12 protein-coding genes are annotated in these 16,380 nt (G+C 70.0%); 1 reads left to right on the forward strand and 11 read right to left on the reverse strand.

Annotated features, from left to right (window positions below):
* Nucleotides 1–11: 11 nt before the first annotated feature.
* Nucleotides 12–3,605 (reverse strand): indolepyruvate ferredoxin oxidoreductase family protein, encoded by a 3,594-nt coding sequence (locus tag AC3WL8_RS21695; RefSeq protein WP_211980395.1) that lies wholly within the window; start codon nt 3,603–3,605, stop codon nt 12–14.
* Between the two features lie 348 nt (nt 3,606–3,953).
* On the opposite strand from AC3WL8_RS21695, the gene AC3WL8_RS21700 reads away from it, so the two are divergent.
* The gene (locus tag AC3WL8_RS21700; RefSeq protein ID WP_211980394.1) at nt 3,954–5,255 is read left to right on the forward strand and encodes an NYN domain-containing protein; all 1,302 of its coding nucleotides are present in this window, start codon (nt 3,954–3,956) and stop codon (nt 5,253–5,255) included.
* A gap of 83 nt (nt 5,256–5,338) precedes the next feature.
* On the opposite strand, the gene gspF is transcribed toward AC3WL8_RS21700, so the two are convergent.
* The 10 genes from gspF to AC3WL8_RS21750 all read right to left on the reverse strand — a co-directional run bounded on the left by gspF (nt 5,339) and on the right by AC3WL8_RS21750 (nt 16,375).
* Entirely contained in the window at nt 5,339–6,556 is a 1,218-nt protein-coding gene (gene gspF / locus AC3WL8_RS21705; RefSeq protein ID WP_013958294.1) for a type II secretion system inner membrane protein GspF, read from the reverse strand.
* A gap of 15 nt (nt 6,557–6,571) precedes the next feature.
* Complete coding sequence (gspE, locus tag AC3WL8_RS21710) at nt 6,572–8,125, reverse strand: type II secretion system ATPase GspE (RefSeq protein WP_305852184.1); 1,554 nt, start codon at nt 8,123–8,125, stop codon at nt 6,572–6,574.
* 8 nt (nt 8,126–8,133) lie between these two features.
* On the reverse strand, nt 8,134–10,572 hold the full coding sequence (gene gspD / locus AC3WL8_RS21715; RefSeq protein WP_211982350.1) for a type II secretion system secretin GspD: 2,439 nt from the start codon (nt 10,570–10,572) through the stop codon (nt 8,134–8,136).
* Nucleotides 10,573–10,606: 34 nt separating this feature from the next.
* Complete coding sequence (locus tag AC3WL8_RS21720) at nt 10,607–11,416, reverse strand: type II secretion system protein N (protein ID WP_153954266.1); 810 nt, start codon at nt 11,414–11,416, stop codon at nt 10,607–10,609.
* A complete protein-coding gene (locus AC3WL8_RS21725) occupies nt 11,416–12,024 on the reverse strand; it encodes a type II secretion system protein M (RefSeq protein WP_013958290.1) in 609 nt (202 codons plus the stop codon). Before AC3WL8_RS21725 ends, AC3WL8_RS21720 begins: the two co-directional genes overlap by 1 nt.
* 14 nt (nt 12,025–12,038) lie before the next feature.
* Nucleotides 12,039–13,466 carry a type II secretion system protein GspL gene (gene gspL / locus AC3WL8_RS21730; RefSeq protein ID WP_153954267.1) on the reverse strand — a complete coding sequence of 476 codons (1,428 nt, stop codon included), beginning with the start codon at nt 13,464–13,466 and terminating at the stop codon, nt 12,039–12,041.
* 270 nt (nt 13,467–13,736) lie between these two features.
* Complete coding sequence (gene gspK, locus AC3WL8_RS21735) at nt 13,737–14,777, reverse strand: type II secretion system minor pseudopilin GspK (RefSeq protein WP_211980393.1); 1,041 nt, start codon at nt 14,775–14,777, stop codon at nt 13,737–13,739.
* The gene (locus AC3WL8_RS21740) at nt 14,774–15,478 is read right to left on the reverse strand and encodes a PulJ/GspJ family protein (RefSeq protein ID WP_211980392.1); all 705 of its coding nucleotides are present in this window, start codon (nt 15,476–15,478) and stop codon (nt 14,774–14,776) included. The genes gspK and AC3WL8_RS21740 overlap by 4 nt, the downstream gene beginning before the upstream one ends.
* Complete coding sequence (gene gspI / locus AC3WL8_RS21745; protein ID WP_013958286.1) at nt 15,456–15,878, reverse strand: type II secretion system minor pseudopilin GspI; 423 nt, start codon at nt 15,876–15,878, stop codon at nt 15,456–15,458. The genes AC3WL8_RS21740 and gspI overlap by 23 nt, the downstream gene beginning before the upstream one ends.
* Nucleotides 15,875–16,375 (reverse strand): GspH/FimT family pseudopilin, encoded by a 501-nt coding sequence (locus AC3WL8_RS21750; RefSeq protein ID WP_153954269.1) that lies wholly within the window; start codon nt 16,373–16,375, stop codon nt 15,875–15,877. The genes gspI and AC3WL8_RS21750 overlap by 4 nt, the downstream gene beginning before the upstream one ends.
* Between the last annotated feature and the right edge of the window lie 5 nt (nt 16,376–16,380).

A 16,380-nucleotide genomic window follows, 5' to 3' on the forward strand; every position in this document is an offset into this window, starting at 1 on the left:
GCCGTGGCCAGTCAGGCCGCGCGCTGCGCCGTCTCCGGATGGCGGAACTGCTCCAGCAGCTTGGCCCAGCGTCCGCGTACCGCCTTCAGGTTGTTTTCCTTCACATGCCCGAAGCCACGAATATCGTCCGGCAGGTTGGCCAGCGTCACCGCGGTGTCGTAGTTGGCGGCATTGAGGCCCGCCACCAGTTCATCCAGCAAGGCCCGGTACTCGCCGATCAGCGCGCGCTCGGTGCGGCGCTCCTCGGTCTTGCCGAAGATGTCGAAGGCACCGCCGCGCAGGCCCTTCAGCTTGGCCAGCACGCGGAACAGCTTCATCGTCGACGGACCGAACTTGCGCTTGACCAGGTGGCCCTTGTCGTCGCGCTTTGACGTCGTCGGCGGTGCCAGCCAGAAGTTGAGCTGGTAGTCCTTGCCCGGTTCGCCTTCGAACTGCGCACGCAGCTTGTCGAGGAAGGCAGGGTCGGTGTAGAGCCGCGCCACCTCGTACTCGTCCTTGTACGCCATCAGCTTGGCCAGGTTGCGCGCCGCGGCCTCGGTCAGCGGCAGGGCCTTGCCGCTGCCAGCCAGCGTGCTCTCGGCCACGCGCACGCGGTCGATGGCTTCGCGGTAGGTGCGCGCGTAGGCGGCATCCTGGTAGGCCGTCAGGTGTTCCATGCGCCGGGCGATCAGCTTCTCCAGCATCGCGCCGCTGGAAGTCGGCATCTTGACCACTTCCGCGCCTTCCGCGGTGTTCTTCAGCTTGCCGGTCAGCGACAGCACGTGCTCGGGGTCGTGCGCCATATGGCGGCCCCAGTCGAACGCGGCCTTGTTCTTCTCGACGGCGACGCCGTTGAGTTCGATGGCGCGCTCCAGTGCCTGCAGCGTCAGCGGGATCCAGCCCTTCTGCCAGGCGTAGCCCAGCACCAGCGGGTTGGTGTAGATCGCGTCGCCCAGCAGCGCCACGGCGAGACCCGAGGCGTTGATGAACTCGCACTTCTCGCCCACGGCGGTGCGCACGTCCTGCTCGGCCGACAGACCCGGGAACTGCCACTTCGGGTTCTTGATGAAGTCGGCGGTCGGCGTCTGCGCCGTGTTGACCACGGCGCGGGTGCGGCCGGCCTGGGTCTTGGAGATGACTTCGTCGGTGGCCGACACGATCGCATCGCAGCCGATCACCAGGTCCGCCTCGCCCATGGCGATCCGGGTGGCATGCAGGTCGTCCGGGCGCGCGGCCAGCTGCACGTGCGACAGCACCGCGCCGCCTTTCTGCGCCAGGCCCGCCATATCGAGCACCGTGACGCCCTTGTTCTCCAGGTGCGCGGCCATGCCGAGCAGGCCGCCGATGGTCACCACGCCGGTACCGCCCACGCCGGTCACCAGGATGCCGTAGGCACGGCGGATCGGCGGCAGTTCCGGGTCAGGCAGCGCGGGCAGGGTGTCCATCGACACGCCGTGCTGCTCGGGCTTGCGCACCTGCGCGCCTTCGGCCGTGACAAAGCTCGGGCAGAAGCCATTCAGGCACGAGAAGTCCTTGTTGCATGACGACTGGTTGATCTGGCGCTTGGTGCCGAAATCCGTTTCCAGCGGTTCCACCGACAGGCAGTTGGACTTGACCGAGCAGTCGCCGCAGCCTTCGCACACCGCGTCGTTGATAAAGGCGCGGCGTTGCGGATCCTCCATCGTGCCGCGCTTGCGGCGGCGGCGCTTCTCGGTGGCGCAGGTCTGGTCGTAGATCAGGATGGTGCAGCCCGGCACCTCGCGCAGCTCGCGCTGCACGCTGTCGAGCTGGTCGCGGTGATAGATCGTGACGCCTTCGGGCAGCTTGATCGCGCCGTTGTACTTCTCCGGCTGGTCGCTGACGATGACGATCTTTTTCGCGCCTTCGCTGTGCACCTGCCAGGCGATGTCCCGCACCGACAGCTGGCCGTCCACCGGCTGGCCGCCGGTCATCGCCACCGCATCGTTGTACAGGATCTTGTAGGTGATGTTGACGTTGGCCGCGATCGACGCGCGGATCGCCAATAGACCGGAGTGGAAGTAGGTGCCGTCGCCCAGGTTGGCGAACACGTGCTTGTCGCCCGCGAACGGCGCCTGGCCGATCCACGCCACGCCTTCGCCGCCCATCTGGCTGAAGGTGCTGGTATTGCGGTCCATCCACACCGTCATGTAGTGGCAGCCGATGCCGGCCAGCGCGCGCGAGCCCTCGGGCACATTGGTCGAGGTGTTGTGCGGGCAGCCCGAGCAGAACCAGGGCTTGCGCTCCGCCGTCACGCGCGGCGTGGCCAGCGCCTTTTCCTTGGCCTCGATGATGGCCAGGCGCGCGGTGATGCGCGCGCGCACGTCCATCGGCAGCTCGAACTTGTCCAGGCGCGTGGCGATGGCCTTGGCAATGATCGCCGGCGACAGCTCATAGTGCGCCGGCAGCAGCCAGTTGCTCTGCGGGATCGACCATTCGCCGCCCGCGTTGTCCTTCTCGTCGAACTTGCCGTAGACCTTGGGGCGCACGTCATCGCGCCAGTTGTACAGCTCTTCCTTGAGCGCGTACTCCATGATCTGGCGCTTCTCTTCGACCACCAGGATTTCCTGCAGGCCTTCAGCAAAGGCGCGGGCGCCGTGCGCCTCCAGCGGCCACACGCAGCCGACCTTGTACAGGCGGATGCCGATCTGCGAGCAGGTGGCATCGTCCAGGCCCAGGTCGGCCAGCGCCTGGCGCGTGTCCAGGTAGGCCTTGCCGCCGGTCATGATGCCGAAGCGCGCGTGCGGCGAATCGATCTCGATGCGGTCGATCTTGTTGGCACGCACATAGGCCAGGCCCGCGTACCACTTGTAGTCGAGCAGTCGCGCTTCCTGTTCCAGCGGCGGATCCGGCCAGCGGATATTCAGGCCGCCCGGCGGCATGATGAAGTCGTCCGGCAGCACGATCTGCACGCGGTGCGGGTCCAGTTCCACCGAGGCCGACGATTCCACCACGTCGGTCACGCACTTCATCGCCACCCATAGGCCGGAGTAACGGCTCATGGCCCAGCCGTGCAGGCCGTAGTCCAGGTACTCCTGCACGTTCGACGGATAGAGCACCGGCAGGCCGCAGGCCTTGAAGATGTGCTCGGACTGGTGCGCCAGCGTCGAGGACTTGGCCGAATGGTCGTCACCGGCCAGCACCAGCACGCCGCCATGCTTCGACGATCCCGCAGAGTTGGCATGCTTGAACACGTCACCGGTGCGGTCCACGCCCGGCCCCTTGCCGTACCACATGCCGAACACGCCATCGAACCTGGCATCCGGGTACATGTTGACCTGCTGCGACCCCCACACCGAGGTAGCGGCCAGGTCCTCGTTGAGGCCGGCCTGGAACACGATATTGTGCGCGGCGAGGTGCTTCTTGGCCTTCCATAGCGACAGGTCCAGCGCGCCCAGCGGCGAGCCCCGGTAGCCGGAGATAAAGCCGGCGGTGTTCAGGCCGGCGGCACGGTCGCGCTCCTGCTGCAGCATTGGCAGGCGTACCAGCGCCTGCGTGCCGCTGATATAGATGCGGCCACGCTCCAGCGTGTATTTATCTTCGAGGGAAACGTTTTCGAGCGCGCGGCGGATGGCGTCGCTGACCGGAGGGGTCAGGGGGGCATTCATAGGTGCTCCTCTATGGGCGTGCTGTCGGGATCACCGACACCTACAGTTGTGGGCGACCGCCTCGTAGCCTCTTGTGAAGGTGTAGGGCGGTCGTGTCTCTGCGCGGCATGGTAGCACCGCCACATAATTGGCGGTACCTTGCAATGCAGCACAAAGCGTGCCCGTCGCGCCCGTGATTTCCCGTATGGACAGGGGTTCGCGTGTACACTGCGTTGCATCGAGACGGCCCGTGCCGCTGCCAGGCTGTCCGCGATGCGCCACACCTGCACAGCCAGCCTGGTGCAACCTGATTTCCGATTGCCCGTCCTGATGTACGCATGAGACGGGCAAACCAGTGACTACCTGAACATGACCAATTCCCCCCGCCAGGGCACCGCGACCCTGGCCGTGCTGATCGACGCCGACAACGCGGCGCCCGCCATCGTCGAAGGCCTGCTGGCCGAAGTCGCCAAGTACGGCGTGGCCGCCGTCAAGCGCATCTACGGCGACTGGACCCGACCCAACCTGGCCGGCTGGAAGGAGCGGCTGCTGTCGCACTCGATCCAGCCGATCCAGCAGTTCCGCTACACCGTGGGCAAGAACGCCACCGACAGCGCCATGATCATCGACGCCATGGACCTGCTCTACACCGGGCGCTTCGACGGCTTCTGCATCGTCTCCAGCGACAGCGACTTCACCCGCCTGGCCTCGCGCATCCGCGAGCAGGGGCTGACCGTCTATGGCTTCGGCGAGCGCAAGACCCCCAAGCCCTTTGTCACCGCCTGCGACAAGTTCATCTACTCCGACGTGCTGCGCGCCGACGCGGATACGGAAGGGACCGAAGGCGTCGACGGGGCTGCCGCGCCCACGCGCAAGCGCAGCACCGGCGAACTGCGCCAGGACTCGCGCCTGGTGCGCCTGCTGCAGAACGCGGCGCAGGCCGTGTCGGATGAAGACGGCTGGCTGACGCTCGGCAGCATGGGCAACCATATCGCCAAGCAGGCGCCGGAATTCGACTCGCGCAACTACGGCTACGGCAAGCTTTCCGAGCTGGTGCAGGCCACCGGCCTGTTCGAGGTCGAGACCCGCAACGGCGGCAACAACAAGACCATCTGGATCCGGCTCAAGAAGCGTTCCAAGGGGGGCGGGGAGAGCGACGGGCGTGGCCAGCCGCAGCCGCAGCAATCCCAACCGCAGCAGTCGCAGCAGCAGCGCCAGGCCCAGCAGGCTCAGGCACAGCCTGAAGCGCGCCGCCAGCCGGCACCGGCGCCCGTGCCCGCGGATCCGCCTGCGCCCGTCGTGGCCCAGCCAGAGGCGGCGCCTGAGCCGGTGCCAGTGCGCGAACCCGCGATCGGGCAGTCTGTCATCGCCGCCGAAGTGGCCGAACCGGAGCCCGTTGCCGAGCCGGTGGCGGAGGCAGCGCCGCAGGCAGAGTCCAAGGCCCGCCCCGCACGCAAACGCGCCACGCGCCGCCCTGACGTGACGCTGAGCGAAACCCCGTGGCCGATCGACCAGTCGATCTTTGCCGCGCCGGGCACGACGGTGCTGTCGGCGCAGGTTGAAGCGCAGCCAGAGGCCCAGCCCCAGCCTGAGGCGGCCGCTGCCGAGGCGGCGCCCGCCCGTGCACCGGCCAGGAAGACGCGCAAGCGCCCGGCCAAGAAAGCGGAGTAATGTGGCCGGCCGGCGCCATGCCGGCCCCACCCGCCAAAAAGAAAACGCCGGCATCGCGCCGGCGTTTTCTTTTGCAGAGGTCCTTACCGCACCAGCTGGTTGATTTCGATGATCGGCATCAGCACCGCCAGCACGATCAGCAGCACCACCACGCCCATGGTCAGGATCAGCAGTGGTTCCAGCAGGCTGGTCAGGAACAGCGTGCGGCGTTCCAGTTCCTGCGCCTCGCCCTGGGCCGCGCGGTCCAGCATCACCGGCAGGTTGCCAGTGGCTTCGCCGGAGCGGATCAGGTGCACCAGCACCGGCGGGAACTGGTTCTGCGCCGCCAGCGCGCGCGCCAGCGAGGCGCCTTCGCGCACGCGGGTGTTGGCGTCTTCCACGTTGGCGCGCAGCGCCTCGTTGGTCAGCGTCTCGCCCGCGGCCTGCAGGCTGCGCAGGATCGGCACCCCGGCCGACACCAGGATGGCCAGCGTGCCGGCAAAGCGCGCGGTGTTGTAGCCACGGATCAGCTTGCCCAGCAGCGGCGCGGTCAGCAGCCAGCGGTGCCATTCCAGCCGCACCGCGGGCTGGCGCAGCAGGCGGCGGATGCTGAACGCCGCCACCGCGATCACCGCCAGCGCCGCCCACCACCAGTTGCGCACGAAGTCCGACAGCGCCAGCATGACGATGGTCAGCGTCGGCAGCTTCTGCTTGGTGTTGGCGAACACGCTCACCACCTGCGGCACCACGTACGACAGCAGGAAGATCACGATGGCGAACGCCACCACCGTGACGATGGCGGGGTAGGTGAAGGCCAGCCGGATCTTGGAGGTCAGGGTGTTGCGCGACTCGATATAGCCGGCCAGCCGCTCCAGCACCAGTCCCAGGTGGCCGGAGTGCTCGCCGGCCGAGACCAGCGCGCGGTAGATGTCGGGGAAGTCGCGCGGGTGCTGCGCCAGCGCCACCGACAGCGAGCTGCCGCCCATCACCTCGGCGCGGATGCCGGCCAGCAGCTCGTGCACATAGGCGCGCTCGGCCTGGTCGGCCAGTGCGCCCAGGGCCTCGTCCAGTGGCAGCCCGGCCACGATCAGGCTGGCCAGCTGGCGCGTGAACAGCGCCTGCTCCTGCGTCGACAGCCTGCGCGCAAACAGCTGGCTGCCGCTGCGCGGCGCCAGGCCGGCACCAGCCAGCGGGTCAACGGTCAGCGGTGTCAGCCCGCGCGCGCGCAGCTGCGAACGCGCCTGGCGCGGGCTGTCGGCCTCGATCACGCCGCGGTCGGTCTTGCCGGCGGCGTCGGCGGCTTCGTAGCGGAAGGCTGGCATTCGGGTGGCTCCGCTTTAGTCGCGCGTCACGCGCAGCACTTCCTCAAGCGAGGTCGCGCCGCTGTCGACCCAGCGCTGCGCGTCGCCGCGCATGGTGTGCATGCCGTGCGCCAGTGCCACCTGCTTGATCTCGGACTCCGGCGCCTGCCGGTGGATCATGGTGCGGATCTCGTCACCGACGGTCAGCAGCTCATACACGCCCATGCGCCCCTGGTACCCGGACTGGCCGCACTTGTCGCAGCCCACCGGGTGCCACACGGTCTGCAGCGGCTTGCCCTGCGCGTGCAGCACCTCGGCCTCGGCGGCAGTGATCTCGATCACTTCCTCGCGCTTGCAGTGCTGGCACAGGCGGCGTACCAGCCGCTGTGCCAGCACCCCCAGCAGCGATGACGACAGCAGGAACGGCTCGATCCCCATGTCGACCAGCCGCGTCACCGCCGAGGCCGAGTCGTTGGTGTGCAGCGTGGCCAGCACCAGGTGGCCGGTCAGCGAGGCCTGCACCGCGATCTGCGCGGTTTCCAGGTCGCGGATTTCGCCGATCATGACCACGTCCGGGTCCTGGCGCAGGATCGCGCGCAGGGCCTTGCCGAAGGTCATGTCGATGCGCGCGTTGACCTGGGTCTGGCCGATGCCGTCCAGGTCGTACTCGATCGGGTCTTCCACCGTCATGATGTTGGTGGTGCGCGCATCCAGCCGCGACAGCGCCGCATACAGCGTGGTGGTCTTGCCCGAGCCGGTCGGCCCGGTCACCAGCACGATGCCGTGCGGCTGGCGGATCAGGTGGTCGAAGCCGCGCAGCGTGCCGGGCGCCATGCCCAGCTTGGCCAGGTCGAGCCGGCCCGCTTCCTTGTCCAGCAGGCGCAGCACCGCGCGCTCGCCATGGCCGGTGGGCAGGGTCGAGACCCGCACGTCGACCGGGCGCCCGCCCACGCGCAGCGTGATGCGGCCGTCCTGCGGCAGGCGTTTCTCGGCGATATCGAGCTGCGCCATGATCTTGATGCGCGAGATCAGCGCGCCGTGCAGCGCCTTTTTCGGCCGCACCACGTCGCGCAGCGTGCCGTCCACGCGAAAGCGCACCACCGACGACGACTCGAACGGCTCGATATGGATATCCGAGGCGCCTTCGCGCGCGGCCTGCGTCAGCAGCGCATTGATCATGCGGATGATCGGCGCGTCGTCCTCGGATTCAAGCAGGTCCTCCACCGCCGGGATGTCCTGCATCAGGCGCGACAGGTCGACCTCGCCTTCGACCTCGCCCACCACCTGCGCGGCGCTGCCGGCGTCCTGGCGGTTGTAGGCGTCGGCCATGGCGAGTTCCAGTGCGTCGGGCTCAAGCACGCGCAGCCGCAGCGCGCCGTGCACGCGCGCGACCTCGGCCAGCGCGGTCGGGGACGTGGCACGGGTCACCCAGACTTCCAGTCCGTCAGGGCGCTGGTGCGCGACCAGCAGCGGCGCCTCGCGCGCAAAGCCGTACGAGACCAGCCGCGCGGCCATCGGCGAGGGCGGCTCCAGGGTCTCGGCCGGCGCGCTGGCGCCGGCGGGCAGGGCAGTTTGGACTTCGCTAGCCATGTCGGGGCCTAGTTCTGGAACGCAGACTCGCCGCGCAGGCTCAGCGGCTGGGGTGCGTTCGCCGGTGCTTGCGGCAGCTGCTGCGGTGCCGGCTGCACGGGCTGTGGCTGGCCCGGCACGCCGGGCTGCGGGGCATTCTGCGGAAGGGGCTGCTGCAGGGGCAACGGGGCGGCAACCGGGCCGTTTGCACGCGGATCGACGAACGGCGTGGACGGAGCCTCGGCCGGCGGCAGCAACGGCGTGTTGGTATCACGCATCATGATGTTAGGCGAAACAAAGCCCTGCTGCTGCGCGCGCATATAGTCGTAGCGGTCCTGCGTCAGGCGGTCGGTGGCGCCGGCCGTGCGCATCACATAGGGGCGCAGGAACACCAGCAGGTTGGTCTTGGAGCGGTTCTTGTTCTCGTAGCGGAACAGGCCGCCGATCCATGGGATGTCGCCCAGCAGCGGCACCTTCTGCACGCCGTCGCCGTATGAGTCCTCGATCAGGCCGCCCAGCACGATGATCTGGCCGTCGTCGACCAGCACATTGGTCTCGATCGAGCGCACGTTGGTGGTCGGGCCCTGGATCAGGTTGGCGGTGGACTGCACCACCGACGACGATTCCTGGAAGATCTGCATCTTCACCAGCCCGCCGTCGGTGATCTGCGGCTTCACGCGCAGCGTGATGCCCACGTCCTTGCGGTCGAAGGTCTGGAACGGCGTGACCGACGCCGCGCCGCCGGTCTGGGCATAGGAGCCGGTGGTGATCGGGATGTTCTGGCCGATCAGGATCTTGGCTTCCTCGTTCTCCAGCGTGATCAGGTTCGGCGTGGACAGCAGATTGACGCTGCCGTTGGAGCCCAGCGCGCGCAGCAGCGCGCCCAGCCCCATCGCCTTGTTGACGATGCCCAGGTTCAGGCCGCCGACGTCCTTCACGAACCCTTGCGCCGCGGCGATGGCGGCGCCGCGGTTGGTGTCGGCCAGCGCCCCGGCCAGGGTCAGGTTCAGGATGTTCTGTCCGCCGGTGCCGAAGTTGGTGCCGGCAAAGACGTTGTTGTTGCCGCTCGACGAGCTGATCAGGCCCTGCCACTGGATGCCCAGCTCGCTCGCCTGGGTGGAGGTCACTTCGACGATCATCGACTCGATGTAGACCTGCGCGCGGCGCGCGTCGAGGTCGTCGATCACGCCGCGCAGGTTGCGGTAGACCGGTTCGCTGGCGGTGATGATGAGCGAGTTGGTGGACTGGTCGGCCTGGATGATGCCGCCGGTGGCCGGCTGGGTATTGGTGCCGAACGACGCGGCGAAGGCCGAGTTGCCATAGGCGCCGCCGGAGCCTCCCGCCGCGCCGGTGCCGCCCCGCATGCTGGCCTGGGTGCCGGTGGCGCCGCCGGTGAATTGCCCGCCGGCCGGCGTCGAGACATTGGTCATGCCCCCCGCGCCGCCGATGCCGCCGGCCTGCCCGCCGGGCTGGGTGGCGCTGGCAAAGCTGCTGTCGGCGGCGACAATGGCGCGCAGCGTGGCCGCCAGCTTGATCGCATCGGCGTTCTTCAGCGGCACCACCCAGATATTGCCGGGGCGCGCATAGGGCTGGTCGAGCTTTTCGATCAGCTGGCGCGCCTGCTGCAGCCGCGCGCGGCTGGTGGCGCGGATCATTAGCGAATTGCTGCGCGGCTCCGCCACCACCGAGGTGCGCAGGCTGGCGTCGACGCCCGGTGCGCCGCCGCCGGTGGCGCCCGCGGCGCCGGGGTCGAGCAGCTTCTGCAGCACCGCCGCGGTATCGCTGGCCAGGGCGTGCTTGAGCGGCACCAGCTCGACCTCGCCCGAGGCCGGCGCATCGACCGCGGCGATGATGCGCGCCAGCCGGCGCAGGTTGTCGGCGTAGTCGGTGATGACAAGCGTGTTGTTGGCCGGGTAGGCGGTGATGGTGTTGTTGGGCGCGATCATCGGCCGCAGCACCGGCACCAGGTTGTTGGCCGATTCATAGTTCAGCCGGAACACCTGCGTCACCACCTGGTCGCCGCGGCTGGGGCTGGCGCCGATCACCGTGGGCGAGCCCTGCAGCTTGGCGTCGGCCTCGGGCACGACCTTGGTGAAGCCGTTGCTCTCGACCATGGCATAGCCCTGCATGCGCAGCACCGAGCCCAGCGTCTGCAGCGCCTGCGCGCGCGAGACCGGCTGCTCGGTGACCAGGTTGACCGTGCCTTTCACGCGCGGGTCGATCACGAAGTTCTTGCCGGTGGCCTGGCCGACCGCCTTGACCACCGAGTCAAGGTCGGCGTTGACGAAGTTCAGCACCACTTGGTCGCGGTTGGACGGCGTGATGTCGGGCGGCGCGGGCGGGGTGCCGGTGCGCGCGCCGGGCTGGGCCCACAACGGCGCGGGCGCCAGCAGCGAGAGCCCGCACAGCAGGGCCACGGCGCGGGCGCAGGCGGTGTGGAAAACAGGTCGGATGGCGTGGGTTTTCATAGTCATTTCCGGGCGCTCCTGGATTGGCCAGGCATCAGAAGCGCAGCCTTGTCACATGGTTGTCTCGTCGTCCCAGCAGGCTCAGCAGGCTGGTCAGTTGCGTTGCCGCTTCGGGCTCGGCGTGCGCGGTGCCCTCGAAGCGCGCCTGCCGCCCCAGCGTGCCGCTGCCCTCCAGGTGCAGCGGCCCGGCGATGGTGCTCAGCTGCAGCTTGCCGCCACCCTCGCCGGTCCAGTCGATTTCGGCGCGGTAGCTGCCCAGCGGGCGCAGCCGGCTCACGGCCGACGACACCTGTTCGATGCGCAGCGTCATATGGCCGCGCATGCCCTGGCCCGAAAAGCGTCCCTGCAGCGTGGACCAGTCCACGCGCATCAGGCCGTCCGGGCGCAGCGTATTGAACGGCGCGCCGATGCCTTCGAGCAGCGCCGCGGGCAGCCGGATGGCGCCTGCCTGCGCACTCCAGCCGCCGGGGGTCACGGTGATGGCGACCGGCGCGGCCATGGCCTCGGAGTGGCTCACCACCAGGCGCGCGCTGCCGCCCAGCAGCGGCCAGAACGCCAGCGTCCATTGCAGCCGGCCGGGCAGCACGGTCGCGGTCTGGCTGCCGGCGCCGGCCGACAGCGCCAGCGTGGCGCTGCCATGCCAGAGCGAGCCGCTGGCATCGGCCAGCAGTACCCGTCCCTGCGTCTGCGTGGCCACGCGCGCGGCGATCCATGCCGCCGGCAGCATCGCCACCACGGTCACCGCGGCGCTCGCTAGGCCAAGCCCCAGCCAGCGCAGGCGCCGCCATGCGGCCGGCTGGCGCAGCTTGCGGCGCGGCAGGCGCAGCGTTTCCAGCCGTACCATCAGCTGCGGCCGCCCGGACCCTGCAGGGTCGCGCTGACGTTCACCAGCGCCGTGGCGCCGACATAGACGATACGGGCGTCGATCACCTTCATGCGCTGCTGCTGGCGCACGTCCTGCAGCCAGCCGCTGACCGCGCCGAACGGCACCTTGTCCAGCTGCACCTGCACGCTGTTGTCGGCGCCGGCGGCCAGCCGGGTCGCCTTCAGGCCGTGCTGGCCCAGGCTGTCCTGTAGCGCTTGCGTGAGCGCGTCGCCGCGCAGCGATGGCGCCGGCGTGGCCTTCAGGCCGCGGGCTTCCTGCGCCAGGGTTTCCATTTCGGCCAGGTCGGCGCGCAGCTTGGGCAGGTTGCGCGCTAGGCGCTCGCGGCCGTCGGCGGCCGGCTCCCACAGGACCAGGTAGCCGATCACCAGCGCCAGCACGGCGCCGCCGCCGCCCAGGATGGCCTGTTCGCGCGGGTTGCGCGCCGACCAGAAGGCGTTGAAGCGCTCCTGCCACGCCTGCGGCACGGACGGGCGCAGCCGCGCCAGGCGCGTGCGCAGCGCAGAGGTCGCGCCTGGCCGGCTGGCGCGTGGCGTCTGGCTTCGGGCTGTGTCTTTCATGGGGTTCATGCTGGTGGGCCCGCTTACAGGCCGGGCCTGACGGTCCAGCGGGAGCCGGGCGTCACCGGGGTGCCTGCGCTGCTGCTGGTACTGCCAGCGGCACTTCCGGCCTTGTCTTCTTCCATCTGCAGTCCGGCTTGGCGCGCGGCGCTGCGCAGCCCGGCCGTGTCCGTGCCCGGCTTGAGCGTCACCACCAGCATGCGGCCGCGGTACTCCAGCGCCTGCAGCGCGTCGGGCGGCAGCCTGCGCGCGGCCTGGGCAAAGCGGTCGGCCAGCGGCAGGAAGTCTTCCGGCGTGCTGCGGCCGCTGGCGGTGCGCAGCTGCTCGACCTGCCGCCGCATCTGCAGCGGCGCGTCGAGCACGGTCTGGATCTGCGGGAAGGCGCCGTGCAGCGCCTGCAACTGCGCGGCTTCCAGCCGCTGCTGCTCGCGCCGCAGCAGCAGCCAGTGCGTGTTCATGCCAATGACCTGGACCAGCACGATGCCCGCCAGCAATGCCAGCGGCACGCGCCATGCCACCAGGTTCCAGCGGTCGGCACGGCCCTGCGCGAATTCAAACTGCGCCAGGTCCAGCGCCGGCTCGCGCAGGCAGTCCTGCGCGCCTTCGATCCACAGCTGCCAGCTGGTGCGGGCGGCCTGGCGCAGGTCGGGCACCGGGGCCGCGGCGGCAGCGTCGGCATCGGCATACCAGGTGCCGGCAGGCGCAAGCGCCTGCCACGCGGCCAGGGCATCGTCGCCCAGCAGCAAGCCGTAGCCGGCGTGGGCGCCGGTGCGCACGGTCAGTTGCCACTGGCGCGCGGCGTCGGCGGCGGTGGCGGGCAGTTCGCCGCTTAACGCATCGCTCAACTCGCCGCTCCGGGCGAGGGCGCTGGCGGCGGCTTCGACCACCAGCGTGGCCGCCGGTGGCGGCGCGTCGGTGCTCGCCAGTGACGGCTCGGTGCTGGCTTGCGCGGCGGCGGCCAGCGGCACGCACAGCTGCGCGGCCAGCACATGGCGGCGCCGGTGGCGGTGTTCGGCAAAGGCGTCGAGCACGGCGCGCAGCCAGGCGCGGTCGGCCACCATCAGCAGCCGCTGGCGCGATCCGCGCGCGGCGCTGCCGTCCAGGGCAGGGCCCACGCCGATATGGCACGGCTGCGCATCGGTGGCGAGCGCGTCCTCGACCAGGTTGGGCAGCGCCTGTTTCAAACGGGCGGGCGGCAGCGGCGGCACGCTGGCGGTGGTCAGCAGTACGTCGCTGGCGGCGAGGATCAGCACCAGGCGCTCGGCCGCGGGCAGGTCAGCGATGCGGGCGTGGCCTTCGCGCAACACTTCCGGTGCCGCACGGGCCTGGCCACGCCGCGCTGCGTCGGCCGTGGCCGTGCGCACCAGCGCGAACGGCAGGGTGCCGAACTGCCACGGTTGCGGCTGGTCATGCGGCCGGTGCGGCAGGCGGACGTACAGGGTGGTGCTCAAGGTTTCCTTGCTTTGGCGTCAGTGGAACGGCTCGGGCAGGCGCATGGCCGGTTGGGATGCGCCCTGGATCGCCCCGGAGTCAGAAACTTGCCGGGGCGCGGGGATGCCGGCGGGCGGCCAGGAAGGCCGGACGGCGGCGGGTGGGCTGGGGCCACGCTCGCGCCAGCGCCGCAGCATACCTTGCCTGTGTGACTAAACCGCGTCAATACCATTCTCCCCGGTTGCTTGCGCGTGCAAATTCGGCCTGTTGCCTGGTTTGGTGGGCGCCGCTCAGCGCAGGTCCGGCAGCCGGTCCGCATCCTGGGTCCAGACCACGCGGGTGGTGTTGGCCGTGCCCAGCGGCTCGCCGCGGAAGATCAGCGACACCTGCAGCCGGGTGGCGCGCTCGTGCCGCACCAGTCCGTAGACCAGGAAGTAGTGCGTGCGCACGTCGAGCAGGTTGCCGAGGTTGGCGGCATCCGCCTGCGGCGCCACCGCGGCCAGCTGGGTCTGCAGGTTGCCCAGGTTGTTGAAGTAGGCGCGGTCGCGCTGGCGCACCAGTTCGCGCGCGCGCTCCAGCGGCAGCTTGTCGATGACCGCAGCCAGCACCTCGGCCTCGGCGGTGTTGGCGTTGACCAGCGTGCGCTCGGGCAGCACGGTAACAAAGGGCTCCAGCACCGCCACCATCTCCGGCGTGTAGCCGGGCAGTGCCATCAGCCCCTGCACGCTGTCCAGCGGGCGCGGCGCCGGCTGGCCGCTGGCATTGCCGCCCTGCGCGGCCTGCAGCATGTAGCGCGCCGTGTTCTCGGCCAGCGCCGGGTTCAGGCCGACCGTCTGCAGCAGGCGGCGGTATGCGGCCTGCGCCGCCGGGTCGACCGAGGCCGCGCGGCCTGCCTGGCCGCCTTCGCCGCCAGTGGCGGTCCACACCACCAGGTTGGCCAGGTTCAGGCGCGCCTGCGCATCCAGGATGCGGCCCGACAGGAACGAGGTCTCGCCCGCGACATCGGTGCGCAGTGCCGCGCCGAGGAAGTCCGACAGCCGCGTCTCGGCGATCGGCACCGCCCACGGCTCGCCCAGTTCGTCGACATTGGTGCGGCGCTGGTCGTCGCGCAGGATCAGCCGCGCCCAGTCCACGGCGGCACGCTCGATCCAGGTGGCCTGGGCCAGCAGCCGCTGGTTCTCGATGGCGCGGATCTGCACCTGCTGGCGCCACAGCATGCCGGACACCACCACCACGGCCAGCGTCACCATCAGCAGCGCGGTGACCACGGCCGCACCGCGCGGGCGGCGGCGCAACGGCACCAGGCGAGGCGGGCGGCCGGCTTGCCTCATAGCCCGGTCATGCAGATCTTCTGGAACTGCCGCGGCGCATCGCCATCGCCCATGCGGGCGAAGATGGTCAGTTCCACTGCGCGCACCGCGGTGTTGGGCTGTGCCGCGCCGGGCGCGGAGGCGGCCACGGCGCTGGCGGCATTGCCCGCGAACAGCACGTTGCGGATGCGCCCGCTGTCGGCCTGCCAGCCGGCGGGCTCCACCCATGCGCGCATGCTCATGCCGTCCACGTCGGCCAGCACGCGCCGCACCTGCGCGGTGTTGCCGCCGCCCTGGCGCAGGGCCAGCAGCGCCGACTGCAGGCCGGCCCTGCTGTTCACCGGCGGTGCCGCCACGCGCACCAGGGTATTGCCGTCGAGCTGGTACGACAGCACCTGCCAGGTAGGCGGCTGGCCTTCGTCGCGCCGGTCGCGCACCAGCAGCAGCCGATTCTGGCCGATCTCGACCGGGCTGGCCTGCAGCAGCGTGGGGTTGGCCAGGTGCTCGCAGTCGGCCTGGAGTTGGCCGTAGAGCACTTTCAGCGCGTCCAGGCGCGCGTCGTGGTCGGTGAGGCGCTCGCGGCTGCGCGTCAGGCTGTCCAGCGCGCGCCAGCCGATCACCGCCATCACCGCCAGCAGCGTGATGGCGACCAGCATCTCCAGCAGCGTGAAGCCGCCGGGCCGCCTTGGGCGGCGGCGCTCAGAGCACGTTGCGGGTTTCATTGGGGACTATGGTGACCAGCCACGCCAGGCGTACGGACTTGTCCGTGGCGGACGGGTAGACCGCGATTTCGACGCGGCGGAAAACGGGATTGGGCGTGCCCGAGACGGATTGCTCGCAATACAACGGCGTGCCGCCCTGCGGGCAGGCATAGCCGCTGACGCCGGGCTCGGGCCAGGTCTTGGCCAGGCGCAGCGCGGCCAGGTGATTCTCGGCACTCCACTCGGCCAGCATGCGCGCCTGCAGCGACGCGCTGGCATCGACCATCGAGCCCATCGCCCGCATTGCCGCGGTCAGCGCGACCGCCAGGATGGTCAGCGCCACCAGCACTTCGATTAGCGTAAAGCCGGCGTTGCGCCCGCGCCGGGCCGGCCGCGGCAAGGAGCGAGGGCAGGGTTTCATGGCGTGCTGGCGAAATAGCGGCCGCTGCCGTCGCCGGCAACGTCCACGCGGATATCGCCGCGCACCAGGATCAGCCGCTGCGGGGCATCGATCAGCTCGCGCCCGAAGATCAGCCGGGGCGGGCTGCTGGTCCCGGTGCTGCGGCCCCCTTCGGCCACGATCACCTGGTCCAGCGCCAGGCGCCAGTGGCCTGGGGCAAACACGTCGGTACGCATGGGGATCCAGCCATTGGGGGTCAATTCCAGGAAGCGCCAGCCGCTGGCATTGCCCTCCCAGGCGAGCGGGCGGGCGCCAAGCTGTGCCTCTTCCTGCGCCAGCTCGAACAGCCGCGCGATGCGCTGGCCGTCGTCTAGCACGCGGCCCCGTTCATTGGGCGAGGCGTTGACCGCCACCAGCGAGATCACGATGCCGGCGATCACCATGACCACCAGCAGCTCTAGCAGTGTAAAGCCGCGGCGCCGGGGGCCGGTCGCGCGGCGGCGCGGCGCCGTGGTCATGGTTG

It is taken from the genome of Cupriavidus sp. FW305-F7 (assembly GCF_058782875.1).

Excerpts from the sequence above, each read along its gene's own strand:
- AC3WL8_RS21725 (WP_013958290.1), bottom strand. The coding sequence starts at position 12,024 with ATGAACCCCATGAAAGACACAGCCCGAAGCCAGACGCCACGCGCCAGC.
- gspE (WP_305852184.1), bottom strand. The coding sequence starts at position 8,125 with ATGGCTAGCGAAGTCCAAACTGCCCTGCCCGCCGGCGCCAGCGCGCCG.
- gspD (WP_211982350.1), bottom strand. The coding sequence starts at position 10,572 with ATGAAAACCCACGCCATCCGACCTGTTTTCCACACCGCCTGCGCCCGC.
- AC3WL8_RS21720 (WP_153954266.1), bottom strand. The coding sequence starts at position 11,416 with ATGGTACGGCTGGAAACGCTGCGCCTGCCGCGCCGCAAGCTGCGCCAG.
- gspF (WP_013958294.1), bottom strand. The coding sequence starts at position 6,556 with ATGCCAGCCTTCCGCTACGAAGCCGCCGACGCCGCCGGCAAGACCGAC.
- AC3WL8_RS21750 (WP_153954269.1), bottom strand. The coding sequence starts at position 16,375 with ATGACCACGGCGCCGCGCCGCCGCGCGACCGGCCCCCGGCGCCGCGGC.
- AC3WL8_RS21700 (WP_211980394.1), top strand. The coding sequence starts at position 3,954 with ATGACCAATTCCCCCCGCCAGGGCACCGCGACCCTGGCCGTGCTGATC.
- gspI (WP_013958286.1), bottom strand. The coding sequence starts at position 15,878 with ATGAAACCCTGCCCTCGCTCCTTGCCGCGGCCGGCCCGGCGCGGGCGC.
- AC3WL8_RS21695 (WP_211980395.1), bottom strand. The coding sequence starts at position 3,605 with ATGAATGCCCCCCTGACCCCTCCGGTCAGCGACGCCATCCGCCGCGCG.
- gspK (WP_211980393.1), bottom strand. The coding sequence starts at position 14,777 with ATGAGGCAAGCCGGCCGCCCGCCTCGCCTGGTGCCGTTGCGCCGCCGC.
- AC3WL8_RS21740 (WP_211980392.1), bottom strand. The coding sequence starts at position 15,478 with ATGAAACCCGCAACGTGCTCTGAGCGCCGCCGCCCAAGGCGGCCCGGC.